Genomic DNA, 13,135 nt, shown 5'->3' with positions numbered 1-13,135 from the left:
CTATATTGAAGGAGCGAAAGCCACCGGATGGAAACAAGCCATCAACCAACTAGCCGTGGCTTACCCTGACCGATTCGCGGACTACTTGTAAACCAAGCCCCCGCACACAAACAATCGGACACTCTCCACGTTGCGGGCTTGGTACCGTGACAGCGCTTCAGTACGAGACAATTCTGATGCGCCAGGCGGCGAAACAATAGAAGAAGAGCTCAAGCGTCTGCGCCGCGAAAACCGCGAACTGAAACGAGCAAACGGGATTCTTAAGACAGCTTCGGCTTTTTTCGCAGCGGAACTCGACCGACCCACGACCAAATGATCTCCTACATCGACGCGTACAAAGATCAATTTGGGGTCGAGGCCATCTGCCGAGTCCTTAAACAAGCAGATCGTGGATTCATCGCCTCCCGGGGCTACCGCAAGGCGACCACTCGTGTTCCCAGCGCAAGGGCCTTAAGCGATAGCCTGATCATCCCAGAGATTCGGCGTGTACACGCGGAGAATTTCTCGGTCTACGGCATCCGCAAAATGTGGCACGCGATGAACCGTGAAGGCTTTCATATCGGTCGCGACAAGACCGCACGTCTGATGAAACTCGCAGGCGTTTCCGGCCGCCGACGTGGGCGAACCCCGGTGACAACGATTAGCCCGAAGACACCGGATCACCGCCCGGACCTTGTGCGCCGAAACTTTCGTGCACAGGCACCAGGCAGGCTTTGGGTTGCCGACATTACCTACGTTCGCACCCTGTCAGGATTCGCCTATACCGCGTTTGTCGTGGATGTATTCAGCCGAAAAATTGTTGGTGTCGCTACACGCTCGACGATGCGTACCGACGCGCTGCCGATGGAGGCTTTGGAGCATGCGTTAACGACTGCAGGGCGAATCCATGGAAACCAGCTCATTCACCACAGCGATCGGGGCAGCCAGTATGTGTCACTGAAGTATTCCACCGCACTAGCTGAGTCAGGAATCCGCCCGAGTGTGGGAACAGTCGGCGACTCCTATGACAACGCATTGGCGGAGACCGTCAACGGTCTCTACAAGGCGGAACTGATTCATGCCCAGGGCCCGTGGACGTCGGTCGGAGAAGTCGAACTGGCCACCTTGCGGTGGGTGCATTGGTGGAACACTAAGCGACTTCACGAAGCATTGGACTACGCCACCCCACAGGAAATAGAAACCGAGTACTATCTCACCGAGCCCATCAACACAGGGCCGTAAAAGAAGCGGAACTAAACCCAGGACGCTTCACATCCATAATTTGAGTGTGTTTACCACGTGCGCGTACGCCATCGTCCTCTTTGACGGTCACGCGAGCATCAGCCAGGCGCAATAATTGCTCGCGGATATTGGCCAAGTTCCCTGTTGCGCCACCTGTGCCGCGTCCAGTTACTCCGATGGCTTGGAGGAAGTGGTTCATGGAGTGTCCGAGAGGGATGCGGACTGCTTGCTCAAGGTCTATTTTGCCTGCTTTGAGCTTTCCTGCGTTTTCCACGGCACGGGTGACGATGTAGGCCATGATTAGTCGGGGATATTTGCCGTAGGGCAATCCTCCATCGGCGTAGACAACGATTCGGCCTTGTGCTGTCTCTATGACTCGTTTTTCTTCGTCGGTCTTGCGGTATGGAAATAATGCTTGGACGAAGAGTTTGGATGTGTAGCCAATGTCTTGGGCGTTTATAAGTTCTTTTGCTTGATTAACTTCTCGGTCTTGGGCAGTCTTTTGGGCTGCTTGAAGCTGAGCAATTTTTTCTGGTGGCAGTGCCATGGAAGAATCCCTTTTCTGGTGACACTGCTTAACTTCTTGCAAACCGTGTATTTGGTGTATATGAACGAGGACAGAGGGCCACGCCCGTCGCCGGAGTTCGTGGAATGGCTTATGGATCTGCCAGTCAGATGGATTACCGACACGATGGGCGGACTGACTGCAAATCAGCAGAAGACCGCCTTCGGTAACGGGGTCCTGCCACTTCAAGCGCTCGTTGCACTGCGCAGTCTTGCATTACGTATGCAATCACGCTGAGTCGGGCGACCATCAACTGCCGCGCAACGGTCGGCGGAGTTCGGGAACGGTTCGACGGCCGAGCCTCAGATAATGCCTTCGAGGCGTTGCTCGATCTGCGGCTTCGGCATCGCCCCAATGATCTCGCGCACGATTTCACCCTTGTCGAAGACCTTCATCACAGGGATCGAACTGATGTTGTAGCGTGAGGCGATGTCGGGGTTCTCGTCGACATTGAGCTTGGCGATGAGGAGCTTTCCATCCTGCTCAGCTGCAATCTGGTCCAGGACCGGCGCGATCGCACGGCACGGGCCGCACCAGGCTGCCCAGAAGTCCACGAGAACGGGGACCTCGCTCTGGAGCACAACCTCTTCGAAGGCCTGGGTGTCGACGGTGGTGACTTCGCTCATGGGACTGCTTTCCTTCCTATTACACGTCGCGTGCGATAGACCGCGCGCACATCACAACACCCTACCCGGTGGGGGTATTCCCGTGGTGCTAGTTTTAGACCAGTCGCATCGTGGTCAGGCAGGTTTGCGCATCGTCGCCGACGGTCGAAAGTTCGGAGGTGACGGTCTGGCCGTCGTGGGTGATCGAGATCGATGTCTCGATGCCTCGGGGCAGCCAGATCCCGACGAAGCCGTTGTCGAGGGTTCTCAACTCCTCGTCGACGATCGTCTCGCCGGTCGTCGCATCCGTCACCGTTACGGCCACGTCTGCGTTGCGCAGCTCGCCCAGGCATCCGGTCGGGCTGTGGTAGTAGCAATCATGGGTCTGCGACCGATACGGGGCAACGGATACGTAGATCTCGTCACTGGGCAACCGCACCTCTGTCGCGTGCTCGTGCTGATCAGTGAGCGTGACCATCTCCGCAGTGATCGACGTGGTCAAGGTCTCCGTGCGATCGTCCAGCGGGATCGCATCGAGCGTTTCGACCAGCTCCCGCACGTCGAGGCCTTCGAGACCATTCTCGACAAGAATCTCGGCTCCGCTGGCCGAGGTGGCTGAGGGTGAGTCGTTGGCGGCCGCGCATCCGGTGAGCAGGAAAGCGCCGATCACGACGGTGGTTGCAGCGGTTTTCTTCCCGCCGTACTTCGGCAATGACCTGAGGTTTTTCATGGGATTCCTTCTCGTGCCTGCCCGTGGTGCCAATTGGCCATAGTACCCCATAGGGGTAGTGCCTACCTGTGTGATGCGGAAGCGCCCCGCCCGGTACGAGCCCGGGAGGGGGCGCTGCGTTCAGTCGTGCTTGCTGACTTCCGGTTCATGTTCGGCAATGTGCTCGGTCTCGATCTGGAAGGTTGCGTGATGGACGGAGACCTCGAAGTGTCCTGCGACGCAGTCTTTGATCTCTTGGAGCATCTGGGCGGCATGACCGTCGGTGAAGCATTCGTCGTCGACGACGACGTGGGCGGTCAGGGTCGGTAGGCCGGTCGCCACAGTGGAGGCGTGCAGATCATGAACATCCTGGACGTGGTCGAGTTCGAGGATGTGTGAGCGGACTTTGTCGAGGTCGAGGCCCTTAGGAGTGAACTCCATGAGGACGCCGGTGGTCTCGCGCATCAGCTTGAACGCGCGAGGCACGATCAGGGTGGCGATGAACAGTCCGGCGATGGCGTCGGCCTGCATGAACCCGGTCGTGGAGATCACGATCGCCGCGATGATCACTCCGAGTGAGCCGAGGGCGTCGTTGAGGACTTCGAGGAACGCGGCACGCATGTTGAAGTTCGAACCGCGGCTGGAGGCGAGGATGGTGATGGCGATGATGTTCGCGACCAGGCCGATGATGCCGAAGATCAGCAGTTCGCTTGCGGGCACCTCCGGCGGCTCGAACAGTCGCCGGATTCCTTCGATGGCGGCGTACGTGCCCACCACCAGCAGCAGTGCCGACTGTCCGAGGGCTGCGATCACCTCGATACGTCGGAACCCCCAGGTGCGCTTGGAGTTGGCGGGCTTGAGCATCAGCGTCCCGGCGATCAGTGCGACCAGTAGGCCGACGGCATCGGTGATGGCATGGGCGGTGTCGGTTAGCAGTGCGAGGCTGCCGGTGATGACCGAGCCGATGGCCTGGGCGACGACGATCGTCGCGGTGATCGAGAATGCGATCCAGAGTTTCTTGCGGAAATCTCCAGGGTGCCCGGTCTCGCTGGCTGCGGGGCCGTGATTGTGTCCTGCGCCCATGTCTACTTCTTCTCCGTATCTGTCGCGTGGTGGGTATGTGGGAGTCGCAGGTGCGTGCAGAGCAGGGCCTGCGTGCCGGTGGCATCGAGGAGGCATTCGGCAGCGGCGACGAGGGTACGCAGGAGTTCGGGCTGTGTCAGCGAGTACCAGGTGGAGCGCCCTTCCGGGCGCATCGTCGCCAGGCCGCACTCAACGAGAAAGCCGACATGTTTGCTTACCGTGGACTGGGCCAGGCCCATGTGCTCGACCAGATCGCGGACCCGGTGCTCGCCCGAGGCGAGGTGCTGCACGATCGCCAACCTCGTCGGTTCTGCAAATGCCTGGAACAGGTGGGCGTACGCTGCTGTCGCCACCTCGTCGAGGGTTGCCCCCTCTTGTTGATTCATAGTCATATAGCGATTATATCGCTCTATGACGATATTGTCGAGTGTGATCTGTCGCTCGATGCGAAATGAAGCTCAGAGGTTCCGGCGCGCCCGAGGGTGGACTGCCCGCTTCCTGCGACGCGTGCCTTATTGGATTCGGCGGAAAGTGGAGGTGCCTACGGGACTCGAACCCGTGTACAAGGTTTTGCAGACCGCTGCCTATCCTCTCGGCCAAGGCGCCAAGTCGCCGGCAAGATCAGTCGCCCGGCGTGAGGCCGGCAACCAGGTTGAAGGCGCCGGTGAGAATGTTCAGCGACACGACCCCGACGACATCAGAGATCTCACGGTCGCTGTACCCGAACCCCCGAAGCTCGTCGATCTGCTCGTCGGTGATCGACGCAGGCTCACGGTAGACCTGGAGGCCGAGCGCGATCATCGCCGCGACCGGGCCGGTCATCGCCGTACCCTGCTGGGCGAGTGCGATCTCGTTATCGCTGACCCCGAGTGATCGTGCCGCGCTGATGTGCGAGGCCAGGCACATTCCGCATCCTTGCTGCGACTGCACGGCGATCGAAACGAGCTCGCTGACCTTGCGGTCGAGCTTGGCGCGACGCATGGCTTTGCTCAGCTGGAGATAACCGCCGAGCACCGCCGGGGAATGCGCCATCGTCGAGACCATGTCTCCGACCTCGCCGTGCCGCTCGACGAGATCGCCGAGCAAGTCTCGTGAGCTCCCCACTGCGGTCTCAGGGGTCAATCGGGAAAAACGGGGCATAATGCCTCCTTAGTCAGTTTGGTCGCGAGTTCGAGGTTGAACCCGCAGGGATGCGTTCCTGCTGCTGATGCCCGGCATGTACACCGGTCAATAGGTAGAAGTCGCCGGACTCGCGTTGCTGCCGACTCACGATCCCGGCCGCATCCAGGTGCGGTGTGTCATACGTGGCGTGCGCGTGTTCAGCCTCTCTCATAGTCACCAATCCTACCCTTTACCCCTATGGGGTATCAAGTATTATCCGATTGGTTTGAAGGACTCGGAGACGCGTGGCCGGGTGCGGCGGATTGAGGTGAGGCCAGAGACGACGGGTCCGCGCAGGAGTACGTGTCCAGTCGGAAGGGTCAACCGCGTCCAGCGGCCGGCGGTGGAGATCGCGGCCTCTCCTTCGGAGCTGAGGAACCCGAAGACGTAGGCGGCGAACGCGACGCCTTGTGGCAGCGACGCGAGGGCTGTGTCCGGGGTGCCCCAGACCATGCCCCGGATCTTGCGGGCGACATCGTCGCCGGGTTTGTCGGGAAGTGCTTGGGCCACGGCCTCGATGCCGGCACGGACGCTACGCATCAGCGTCAGACTGGACACGTCCGCAATGTATCTCCACCCGTGTTGTGGGGGTTCGACGCTGGTCCAAGCGGGTGCCAGCGAGGTCTCCGGCAGTTCGAGGGACAGGGGGTCGACGGTCGCGGTCAGGGTTTCGACGGTGACGTCGCACTGCAGCTCGGGGTCGGAATGGAGCGTGCGAAGGACGAGGATCGTAGGGGTGCGGTCGAGCGGACCACGGGGCGTTGGTACACCGCACTCATGCGCAGCAGCCCGGCCGCGGCCTGCAAGCGCACGCCGTGGGCGCCGGCTCGCCTGGCCCGTTGAGCGAAAGTGGGCGCATCGCGGGCGGACGGCGTGTCGGTGAGGATCAGGCGTGGAGGGCGTCGTGAGGGCTTCCCGCCGTGTCCTGGAACGCGGCCTCGGGGTCCGGGATTAGGAGCGGACGAGTCGGTTGATGGCGTCGGTGGCTTCCTGTATCTTCTCGACGGCCGCCTCGTCGCTGAGCTTCGCTGCGTCGAGCACACAGTGCTTGAGATGATCGTCGAGTAGACCGGTCGCGACCCCCTGGAGGGCGCGGGTCAGGGCGGATACCTGGGTGAGGATGTCGATGCAGTATTTCTCTTCATCGATCATCTTCGCGATCCCTCGGGCTTGACCCTCAATGCGCTTCATACGGCCGAGGTAGCGCTCCTTGTCGTTGATGTATCCGTGCTGATGAGAATCGGTGTCGACAGACATGGGCATGTCCTTACTTCTGGCGTTCCAGGACGGAACGCGTGCTGGCTTCGGGTGTGAGGTCGATGCGCCGCAGGAGTTGGGCGTTGAGCGCGACGACCACGGTGGAGGCCGACATCAGGATCGCGCCGATCGACATTGGCAGGACGAATCCCACCGGTGCCAGGATGCCGGCCGCAAGCGGCACGGAGATGAGGTTGTATCCGGCGGCCCACCACAGGTTCTGCTTCATCTTACCGTATGCGCGTCGTGAGAGCTGGATGATGGAGAGCACCGACCGGGGGTCGGAGCTGGCCAGGATCACCCCGGCCGAGGCGATGGCGACATCGGTGCCGGCGCCGATCGCGATGCCGACGTCGGCCTGGGCCAGTGCCGGGGCGTCGTTGACGCCGTCGCCGACCATGGCGACCTTCTTGCCCTCGTGCTGCAGTTGGGCGACCTTGGCGGACTTGTCCTCGGGGCGGACGCCGGCGAAGACGCGGTCGATGCCGAGCTCCCGTCCGACCTCGTTCGCCACGGCCTCGGCGTCGCCGGTGATCATGACGACCTCGACGCTCAGGGCGTGGAGGGCGTCGACGGCGTTGCGGGATTCGGGGCGGATCTCGTCGGCGAGCTTGAGGCCGCCGACCACCTGGCCGTCGCGGAGGACGTGCAGGATGATCGCGCCCTCAGAACGCCATTCCTCGGCTGTGCCGACCTCGTGCTGGCCGGTCTCCTCAAGCAGCCGGGGGCCGCCGACGCGGACCTCCTGGCCGGCGACAGTCGCGGTGACTCCGACGGCGGGCGAGGATGAGAAGCCGCTGGCCTGCTGAAGGGCGAGGCCCTTGTCCTTGGCGGCGGCGACGATGGCCTTGGCGAGCGGGTGCTCGCTGTCGGCCTCGGCCGAGGCCGCGAGGGCGAGGACCTGGTCGGCGTCGAGGTCGCCGGTCGGTTCGACGCCGGTGACGGTGGGCTCGCCCTTGGTCAGTGTGCCGGTCTTGTCGAAGAGCACTGCGTCGACCTGCCGCATCGACTCCAGGGCGAGGCGGTCCTTGACCAGCACGCCGCCGCGGGCGGCGCGCTCGGTGGCGATGGAGACCACGAGCGGGATCGCCAGGCCGAGGGCGTGGGGGCAGGCGATGACGAGTACGGTGATGGTACGGACCACGGCCTCGTCGGGCATGCCGATGAGCGTCCAGACGACAGCGGTGACCAGCGCCGCGCCGAGAGCGAACCAGAACAGCCAGGCCGCGGCCTTGTCGGCGATCCGCTGGGCGCGGGAGGAGGAGTTCTGGGCCTCGGTGACGAGCCGGTTGATCCCGGCCAGGGCGGTGTCGTCGCCGGTGGCGGTGATTTTCACCCGCAGGCCGGAGTCGGTGGCGACGGTGCCGGCGGTAGCTGTCTCGCCCTCGCCCCGAGAGACCGGGCGGGACTCGCCGGTGATCATGGACTCGTCCATGTCGGCGCGGCCGTCGACGATGGTGCCGTCGGCCGGAACGCTGCCGCCGGGGCGCACGATCACGACGTCACCCACAACGAGGTCGGCTGGGGCCACCTTAACGACGTTCTCGCCCTCGACGCGCTCGGCCTCGTCGGGCAGCAGTGCAGCCAACGAGTCGAGCGCCGAGGTGGTCTGGGCCAGGGAGCGCATCTCGATCCAGTGGCCCAGCAGCATGATCACGATCAGCAGCGCCAGCTCCCACCAGAACTCCAGCTCGTGATGGACAAGCCCGAGGGTCGCGGCCCAGGAGGCGAAGAAGGCCACCGTGATCGCCAGAGCGATGAGCAGCATCATCCCGGGCTTGCGGGACTTCAACTCGCTGACGGCGCCGGTGAGGAAGGGCCTGCCGCCCCAGACGTACATGACGGTGCCCAGTACCGCGGCGACCCAGCCCGCCCAGCCGGGGACCTCGTAGCCCAGCAGCATGGAGAACATCGGCGAGAGGGTGACCGCGGGGATGGCGATGACGAGGTTGATCCAAAACAGCCGGCGGAACTGGCCAACGTGGTCCCCGTGGCCGCCATGGCCGCTGTGATCTCCGTGGCCGCCATGGCCGCTGTGATCTCCGTGGACACCGTTCTCATCGAGGCCCGTGTGGTCTGAGTGCTGCCCGTGGTTCATGGCGTGGCCCTGGTGTCCAGTGTGCTGGCCCTCGTGCGTGCCGTGCGCCTCCGCCGAGGCGTGTGCGGACACAGACCCGTGGTGATGCTCGCCGTGAGCGGGTGCATCGGTTCCGTGACCGTGGTGCTGGTGTGAGTTCGGGTCCGTCATCGTTCTTCTCCTTCGTCATCGAGCCATGCCGCTCACCCGGTCGCCGGGCAAGCGAACGTCGGCTCAGGGCGCTGGTTGGATCTCGCTCTCGACGACCCACTTGTGGTTCGTCATCTTCATGCCGTCCGTCTCGTAGTCGACCATGTAGACCGTCTCATCGGTGGACGAAGCGATGGTGGCCCTCGCGCCCTCCATGCCCTCCATGTGCTTGGCGAGCAGCGTCACCGCTGTGCCATCGGTCAGGCGCTCGTCGCCGGCATCCTCGATTTCTTCCTGCACGACCCACTTGTGGTCCGTGACGGGGTCGCCGCCACCTGCGTTAGTGTAGTTCACGGAGTACGTGTACGTGTCGAATGCGCCGGAGATCGTCGCTGTCGCACCGTCCATGCCTTCCATGTGGTCGGCCGTGAGCTGTACCTCTGTGCCGACCGGGTATGTGGGGTCACTGGCTTCGGCGATACCCTCGGGTGCCGGTCCGCCGTCCATCGGGTGCTCCATCGAGTGATCCATTTCCTCATCTCCGCTTTCTGCATTGTCGCCGCCGTGGCCCTGCTCCTCAGTAGCCGAAGGGTCGGTCTGCTGGTCTTCGTCTGCTCCGCTGCTGCAACCGGCGAGCACGAGTGTCACTCCGAGCACTCCTGCTGCCAGCCCTGCTCGCAGTCTCCTCTGCATGTCAGCTCCTTTCATCATGACACCTACCCTATACCCCCCAGGGGTACTAGTCAAGGATTGCGCGTTGTACCGGCGTGAATCGATCGAATTGTCCTTCTCAGAGGGACTGCTCATGTTGGATGGGCAATGCGGCGATGAGGGGATGGTCGAAGCCCGCCGGTCCGATCTTCGCGGCTCCACCGGGAGAACCAAATTCGTCGAAGAACTCGACGTTGGCCTTGTAGTAGTCAGACCATTCGTCGGGCAGGTCGTCTTCGTAGTAGATGGCCTCGACGGGACAAACCGGTTCGCAGGCTCCGCAGTCAACGCATTCGTCGGGATGGATGTAGAGCGAGCGTTCGCCCTCGTAGATGCAGTCGACAGGACATTCGTCGATGCAGGCGCGGTCCTTGACGTCCGCGCAGGGAAGCGCGATCGCATAGGTCATGGCTGCTCTTCTTGGTCGGGTGCGGTTCGGCGGCGAGAGTCGGTGGGGAGTTCGGAGAAGTCGTCAGTCTCTGCCGGATCTGCGGCCGGCTAAGGAATGCGCAGGCGTAGGACGGTGGCTGCAAGGCTGAGGGCGATGATGATCGCACCGAGGACTGTCATCGTTCCTGACAGGGTGAGTACCGGCACGAGCAACCCGGCGACGATGGTGGGCACGCCGAATGCCAGGTAGGCGACCGTGTAGATCACAGCCATCACGGCGGCGCGTTCCGACGATGCCGTGTGGGGCATGAGTGTGCGCAGCACCCCGAGGAACGCTGTGCCGAACCCGGAACCGACGATCGCGACCGACACGACGTAGGCCGGGTAGGAACCGAGTGCGAGGGCGACGATGCTCGCTGCGGTGCCGAATGCCAGGGCGCTGGTCGCATACAGGCTGATGGTGCGGGCGGAACGCCGCTGCAGGACGGACGAGGCGGTGATTCCGGAGATCGCCAGTGCGAAGATGACGATGCCCGCGTGGGTGTGCGTGGAGCCCCCGAGCTCACTGCCGACGAGGCCGGCTCCGAGCGCGAGGAAGAGTCCGTTGGTCGCCCACCCGGCGATAATCGCGGGCACACCGGCGGTGAACATGCGGCGCAGGTGCAGTGGCACCATAAACCGCGGGCGGAGGTCGCCACGTCGTATCCGGGTCTTGGGGACCAGTTCCGGTGTGCTCCACACCGTCGCTGCCACGGTGAGGAAGGCGAGCACGAGCGGGCCGAAGACCGCAGCTGTCGGTTCGGGGGTGAGATCGAGGAGCAGCGCAGCACCGAGTGCCCCGGTCCCGAGACCGATCATCGGCCCGATCGTGTTCCACAGGGCTGCGATGTTCGGATGCGACGGCGGCTCGAAGTCGATCATCATCGCCGACAGGGCCGGGATGAGCAGACCCGCTGCGAGTCCTTGCAGAGCGCGGGCGACCAGGAGTGTCGCGAGGCTGTCGGCGAACCAGAACATGGCCAGGCTGAGTGCCAGCGCCAGGGAACCGGCGGTTACGACCGGACGTCGGCCGATGTGATCGGAGAGCGGTCCGAGGTAGAGCAGCGCGGCCAGGAGGGTGAAGGTGTAGACCGCGAATACGAGTGTGGTGGCGACGGGGACGAGTCCGAGCTGTTCTGCGATCTGGGGGTAGAACAACGACGGCGCGCTGGCAGCCGCCATCATGAGAATGGTCGCTGCCATCGCGAGCGCGAAACCCCGCCGCGGGATCTGCCTCGTATAGTCGCCCGCCATCGTCTATGCCTGCAGGCCGTGGAGCTGCTGACCCCACTGGTAGACGGTGCCGACCGCGTCGATGCCGGTGACGCCGACGACGGTGCCGTCGGTCTCGTGGCGCACGATGAACTCCTCGCCGGCTTCCACCTGGGCGTCTGCACCAGCGGTGTACCCGACTCCGGAGATCATCTGACCGTAGACCAGCGCCATGTAGGGGCTGCGCGGCAGGTAGGTGCCCGGATCGTCGCTGATGTCGAGGTCGTGCAGTGCGGCCTGTGCGGCGTGCGTGCCCTGCGCGGCGGCGTCTTCCCAATGGTCGATGCGCCAGACGCCCAGTGCTTCGTCGTGATGCGTAGCTACACCTCCGGCGGCGTAGACGTGGTCTGCTGCGGCACGGAGGCGATCATCGACGTCGATGCCGTTCGTCCACGGCGACGGGGCTGCGGGCGTCGTGCCGAGCGCAACGAGGAGTAAGTCGGCCACGATGCGTTGATCGTCGTCGAGGGTGATGGCAACACCGGATTCTGTTTCGTCGACATGCTGGAGAGTGCGACCGAATCGAGTCTGCACCTTGGCGGCATGGTCAGCGGCGAGGCGCTCAGCCACCGGCGCCCCAAACGCTCCGATGCCGGGAACAGAACTGCGAGAGACCAGCATGACCATGTGTCCGTCGGCTTGCAGCGACGAAGCGGTCTCGGCTGCGATGATTCCGCCGCCATAGATCGTCACTCGCGCCGGCCGTGCCAGGCTGGTCAGCAGATCGCGGATACCCATGGCATCTTCCAAGGAGTGCAGAGCAGTGACCCGGCCTTGTCCGACGTCGTCGCCTTCGAGTACACCCGCGGGCAGAGAGCGGGGCACGCTCCCTGTCGCGACAATGAGCGCGTCGTAGGAGACCTGCGCGCCGGAGGTCAGTTGGACCCGCTTCGCCGTAGTATCGACATCGAGCACGGTGTCGGCGATGACCTCAATCTGAGGTAGCGGGAGCTTGATCATCTCCGGCGGGGTCGGGCCGAACGCGATTCCTTTGATGAGCATTCGCGTGTAAGGCGTCTCCCCGGTGCGGGTCACCATCGTCACCCGGACGTCGTCACGTGTGGCGAGAGTGCGGGCGGCTGCGGCTCCGGCTGCTCCTGAACCGAGGATGAGGACGTGTTGTGTGGTCATAGGGAAACTCCTGGGCTGCAGGTCGTGATCGATTTGGTGTGCGGGCGTCAGGAGCGAACGAGACGGGCGATGGCCTCGGATGCCTCGCCGAGCCTCTGCTCGCTGACTGGTCCACCGGCGAGGGCGGCGTCGAGGACGCAATGCTTGAGGTGATCGTCGAGCAGTCCGAGGGCGACGTTTTCGAGTGCCCTGGTGGCTGCGGAGATCTGGGTGAAGATGTCGATGCAGTAGCGGTCCTCATCGATCATCCGATCGATGCCGCGGATTTGGCCTTCGAGGCGCCGCAGGCGATTGCGGTACGTCGCCTTGTCGCTGATGTATCCGTGGACGGACGGATCGCCGTCGCCTCCCGCCGGGCAAGTGTCGATGTGAGGTTCGGTCATTGAGGTCGGGGTGGTCATGTCGGTTCGCTCCGATCAGGCGCCGGGGTGCCGCAGCGGTGCCGCGGCACCCCGGCACGCTGGTGGATTACGCCATGTTGGCGGCGTATTTGGCGGGGTCCGAATCAAATGCGGGGCCGCAGCCGGCGCAGCAGAAGTAGTAGCGCTCGCCCTTGAAGTCGCGGTAGAGGCCGGCGGCCTCGGCGGTCTTCTTGCTGACCGGGGTGCCGACCATGACCGGGCAGGTGGTCATGTCATCGGCGCCCCCGCCGAGCAGGTTCTCGCGTCCACCGTTCTCGGCGGCGGGGTTAGTCTCGTTCGTGCTACAGCAGTTGCTCATTTTCTGGTGTTCCTTCTGTATCGGATTCGTATGGATGGGTGGGT

15 protein-coding genes, 1 tRNA gene and 1 pseudogene are annotated in these 13,135 nt (G+C 63.5%); 1 reads left to right on the top strand and 16 read right to left on the bottom strand.

What is annotated here, in order from left to right:
• Positions 1-127: 127 nt before the first annotated feature.
• Positions 128-1,221 (top strand): annotated as a pseudogene (locus tag J5Y21_RS04770) (IS3 family transposase); the annotation flags it as partial.
• Here J5Y21_RS04770 and J5Y21_RS11660 read toward each other — a convergent pair.
• The 16 genes from J5Y21_RS11660 to J5Y21_RS04690 all read right to left on the bottom strand — a co-directional run bounded on the left by J5Y21_RS11660 (position 1,205) and on the right by J5Y21_RS04690 (position 13,091).
• Positions 1,205-1,768 (bottom strand): replication protein RepA, encoded by a 564-nt coding sequence (locus J5Y21_RS11660; RefSeq protein WP_246874944.1) that lies wholly within the window; start codon positions 1,766-1,768, stop codon positions 1,205-1,207. The pseudogene J5Y21_RS04770 and the gene J5Y21_RS11660 overlap by 17 nt on opposite strands.
• A 320-nt stretch (positions 1,769-2,088) precedes the next feature.
• Positions 2,089-2,412 carry a thioredoxin gene (gene trxA / locus J5Y21_RS04760; RefSeq protein ID WP_099299417.1) on the bottom strand — a complete coding sequence of 108 codons (324 nt, stop codon included), beginning with the start codon at positions 2,410-2,412 and terminating at the stop codon, positions 2,089-2,091.
• A 94-nt stretch (positions 2,413-2,506) separates the two neighbouring features.
• Entirely contained in the window at positions 2,507-3,121 is a 615-nt protein-coding gene (locus J5Y21_RS04755; RefSeq protein ID WP_180965366.1) for a CueP family metal-binding protein, read from the bottom strand.
• 120 nt (positions 3,122-3,241) lie between these two features.
• The gene (locus J5Y21_RS04750) at positions 3,242-4,183 is read right to left on the bottom strand and encodes a cation diffusion facilitator family transporter (RefSeq protein ID WP_070478530.1); all 942 of its coding nucleotides are present in this window, start codon (positions 4,181-4,183) and stop codon (positions 3,242-3,244) included.
• Positions 4,184-4,185: 2 nt separating this feature from the next.
• Complete coding sequence (locus J5Y21_RS04745; protein WP_228008270.1) at positions 4,186-4,569, bottom strand: metalloregulator ArsR/SmtB family transcription factor; 384 nt, start codon at positions 4,567-4,569, stop codon at positions 4,186-4,188.
• A gap of 146 nt (positions 4,570-4,715) precedes the next feature.
• Positions 4,716-4,789: transfer RNA gene (locus tag J5Y21_RS04740), tRNA-Cys, on the bottom strand.
• A 15-nt stretch (positions 4,790-4,804) separates the two neighbouring features.
• Positions 4,805-5,323, bottom strand: coding sequence for a carboxymuconolactone decarboxylase family protein (locus tag J5Y21_RS04735; protein ID WP_070478526.1), 519 nt, complete (start codon positions 5,321-5,323; stop codon positions 4,805-4,807).
• 234 nt (positions 5,324-5,557) lie between these two features.
• Positions 5,558-5,884, bottom strand: coding sequence for a hypothetical protein (locus J5Y21_RS04730; RefSeq protein ID WP_083290898.1), 327 nt, complete (start codon positions 5,882-5,884; stop codon positions 5,558-5,560).
• 411 nt (positions 5,885-6,295) lie between these two features.
• On the bottom strand, positions 6,296-6,601 hold the full coding sequence (locus tag J5Y21_RS04725; RefSeq protein ID WP_070478524.1) for a metal-sensitive transcriptional regulator: 306 nt from the start codon (positions 6,599-6,601) through the stop codon (positions 6,296-6,298).
• A gap of 10 nt (positions 6,602-6,611) precedes the next feature.
• Positions 6,612-8,699 carry a heavy metal translocating P-type ATPase gene (locus J5Y21_RS04720; RefSeq protein WP_202032245.1) on the bottom strand — a complete coding sequence of 696 codons (2,088 nt, stop codon included), beginning with the start codon at positions 8,697-8,699 and terminating at the stop codon, positions 6,612-6,614.
• A gap of 213 nt (positions 8,700-8,912) precedes the next feature.
• Entirely contained in the window at positions 8,913-9,521 is a 609-nt protein-coding gene (locus J5Y21_RS04715) for a YdhK family protein (protein WP_070478521.1), read from the bottom strand.
• A gap of 97 nt (positions 9,522-9,618) precedes the next feature.
• Positions 9,619-9,948, bottom strand: coding sequence for a ferredoxin (gene fdxA, locus J5Y21_RS04710; RefSeq protein ID WP_070478519.1), 330 nt, complete (start codon positions 9,946-9,948; stop codon positions 9,619-9,621).
• Between the two features lie 89 nt (positions 9,949-10,037).
• Positions 10,038-11,171, bottom strand: a complete 1,134-nt coding sequence (locus J5Y21_RS04705; RefSeq protein WP_234461439.1) for an MFS transporter — start codon at positions 11,169-11,171, stop codon at positions 10,038-10,040.
• A 54-nt stretch (positions 11,172-11,225) separates the two neighbouring features.
• On the bottom strand, positions 11,226-12,371 hold the full coding sequence (locus J5Y21_RS04700) for an NAD(P)/FAD-dependent oxidoreductase (protein ID WP_070478515.1): 1,146 nt from the start codon (positions 12,369-12,371) through the stop codon (positions 11,226-11,228).
• A 47-nt stretch (positions 12,372-12,418) separates the two neighbouring features.
• Positions 12,419-12,754, bottom strand: a complete 336-nt coding sequence (locus tag J5Y21_RS04695; protein ID WP_070478537.1) for a metal-sensitive transcriptional regulator — start codon at positions 12,752-12,754, stop codon at positions 12,419-12,421.
• Positions 12,755-12,839: 85 nt separating this feature from the next.
• The gene (locus tag J5Y21_RS04690; RefSeq protein WP_070478513.1) at positions 12,840-13,091 is read right to left on the bottom strand and encodes a YHS domain-containing protein; all 252 of its coding nucleotides are present in this window, start codon (positions 13,089-13,091) and stop codon (positions 12,840-12,842) included.
• Positions 13,092-13,135 lie beyond the last annotated feature (44 nt).

It is taken from the genome of Corynebacterium sp. Marseille-P3884 (assembly GCF_017942225.1).
Taxonomy (GTDB): Bacteria; Actinomycetota; Actinomycetes; order Mycobacteriales; family Mycobacteriaceae; genus Corynebacterium.
This window is presented reverse-complemented; position numbering and strand designations above follow the sequence as displayed.

Bases quoted from the DNA above. Each gene is read 5' to 3' on its own strand.
- J5Y21_RS11660 (WP_246874944.1), bottom strand. From the start codon at position 1,768: ATGGCACTGCCACCAGAAAAAATTGCTCAGCTTCAAGCAGCCCAAAAG.
- trxA (WP_099299417.1), bottom strand. From the start codon at position 2,412: ATGAGCGAAGTCACCACCGTCGACACCCAGGCCTTCGAAGAGGTTGTG.
- J5Y21_RS04755 (WP_180965366.1), bottom strand. From the start codon at position 3,121: ATGAAAAACCTCAGGTCATTGCCGAAGTACGGCGGGAAGAAAACCGCT.
- J5Y21_RS04750 (WP_070478530.1), bottom strand. From the start codon at position 4,183: ATGGGCGCAGGACACAATCACGGCCCCGCAGCCAGCGAGACCGGGCAC.
- J5Y21_RS04745 (WP_228008270.1), bottom strand. From the start codon at position 4,569: ATGAATCAACAAGAGGGGGCAACCCTCGACGAGGTGGCGACAGCAGCG.
- J5Y21_RS04735 (WP_070478526.1), bottom strand. From the start codon at position 5,323: ATGCCCCGTTTTTCCCGATTGACCCCTGAGACCGCAGTGGGGAGCTCA.
- J5Y21_RS04730 (WP_083290898.1), bottom strand. From the start codon at position 5,884: ATGCGTAGCGTCCGTGCCGGCATCGAGGCCGTGGCCCAAGCACTTCCC.
- J5Y21_RS04725 (WP_070478524.1), bottom strand. From the start codon at position 6,601: ATGTCTGTCGACACCGATTCTCATCAGCACGGATACATCAACGACAAG.
- J5Y21_RS04720 (WP_202032245.1), bottom strand. From the start codon at position 8,699: ATGAACCACGGGCAGCACTCAGACCACACGGGCCTCGATGAGAACGGT.
- J5Y21_RS04715 (WP_070478521.1), bottom strand. From the start codon at position 9,521: ATGCAGAGGAGACTGCGAGCAGGGCTGGCAGCAGGAGTGCTCGGAGTG.
- fdxA (WP_070478519.1), bottom strand. From the start codon at position 9,948: ATGACCTATGCGATCGCGCTTCCCTGCGCGGACGTCAAGGACCGCGCC.
- J5Y21_RS04705 (WP_234461439.1), bottom strand. From the start codon at position 11,171: ATGGCAGCGACCATTCTCATGATGGCGGCTGCCAGCGCGCCGTCGTTG.
- J5Y21_RS04700 (WP_070478515.1), bottom strand. From the start codon at position 12,371: ATGACCACACAACACGTCCTCATCCTCGGTTCAGGAGCAGCCGGAGCC.
- J5Y21_RS04695 (WP_070478537.1), bottom strand. From the start codon at position 12,754: ATGACCGAACCTCACATCGACACTTGCCCGGCGGGAGGCGACGGCGAT.
- J5Y21_RS04690 (WP_070478513.1), bottom strand. From the start codon at position 13,091: ATGAGCAACTGCTGTAGCACGAACGAGACTAACCCCGCCGCCGAGAAC.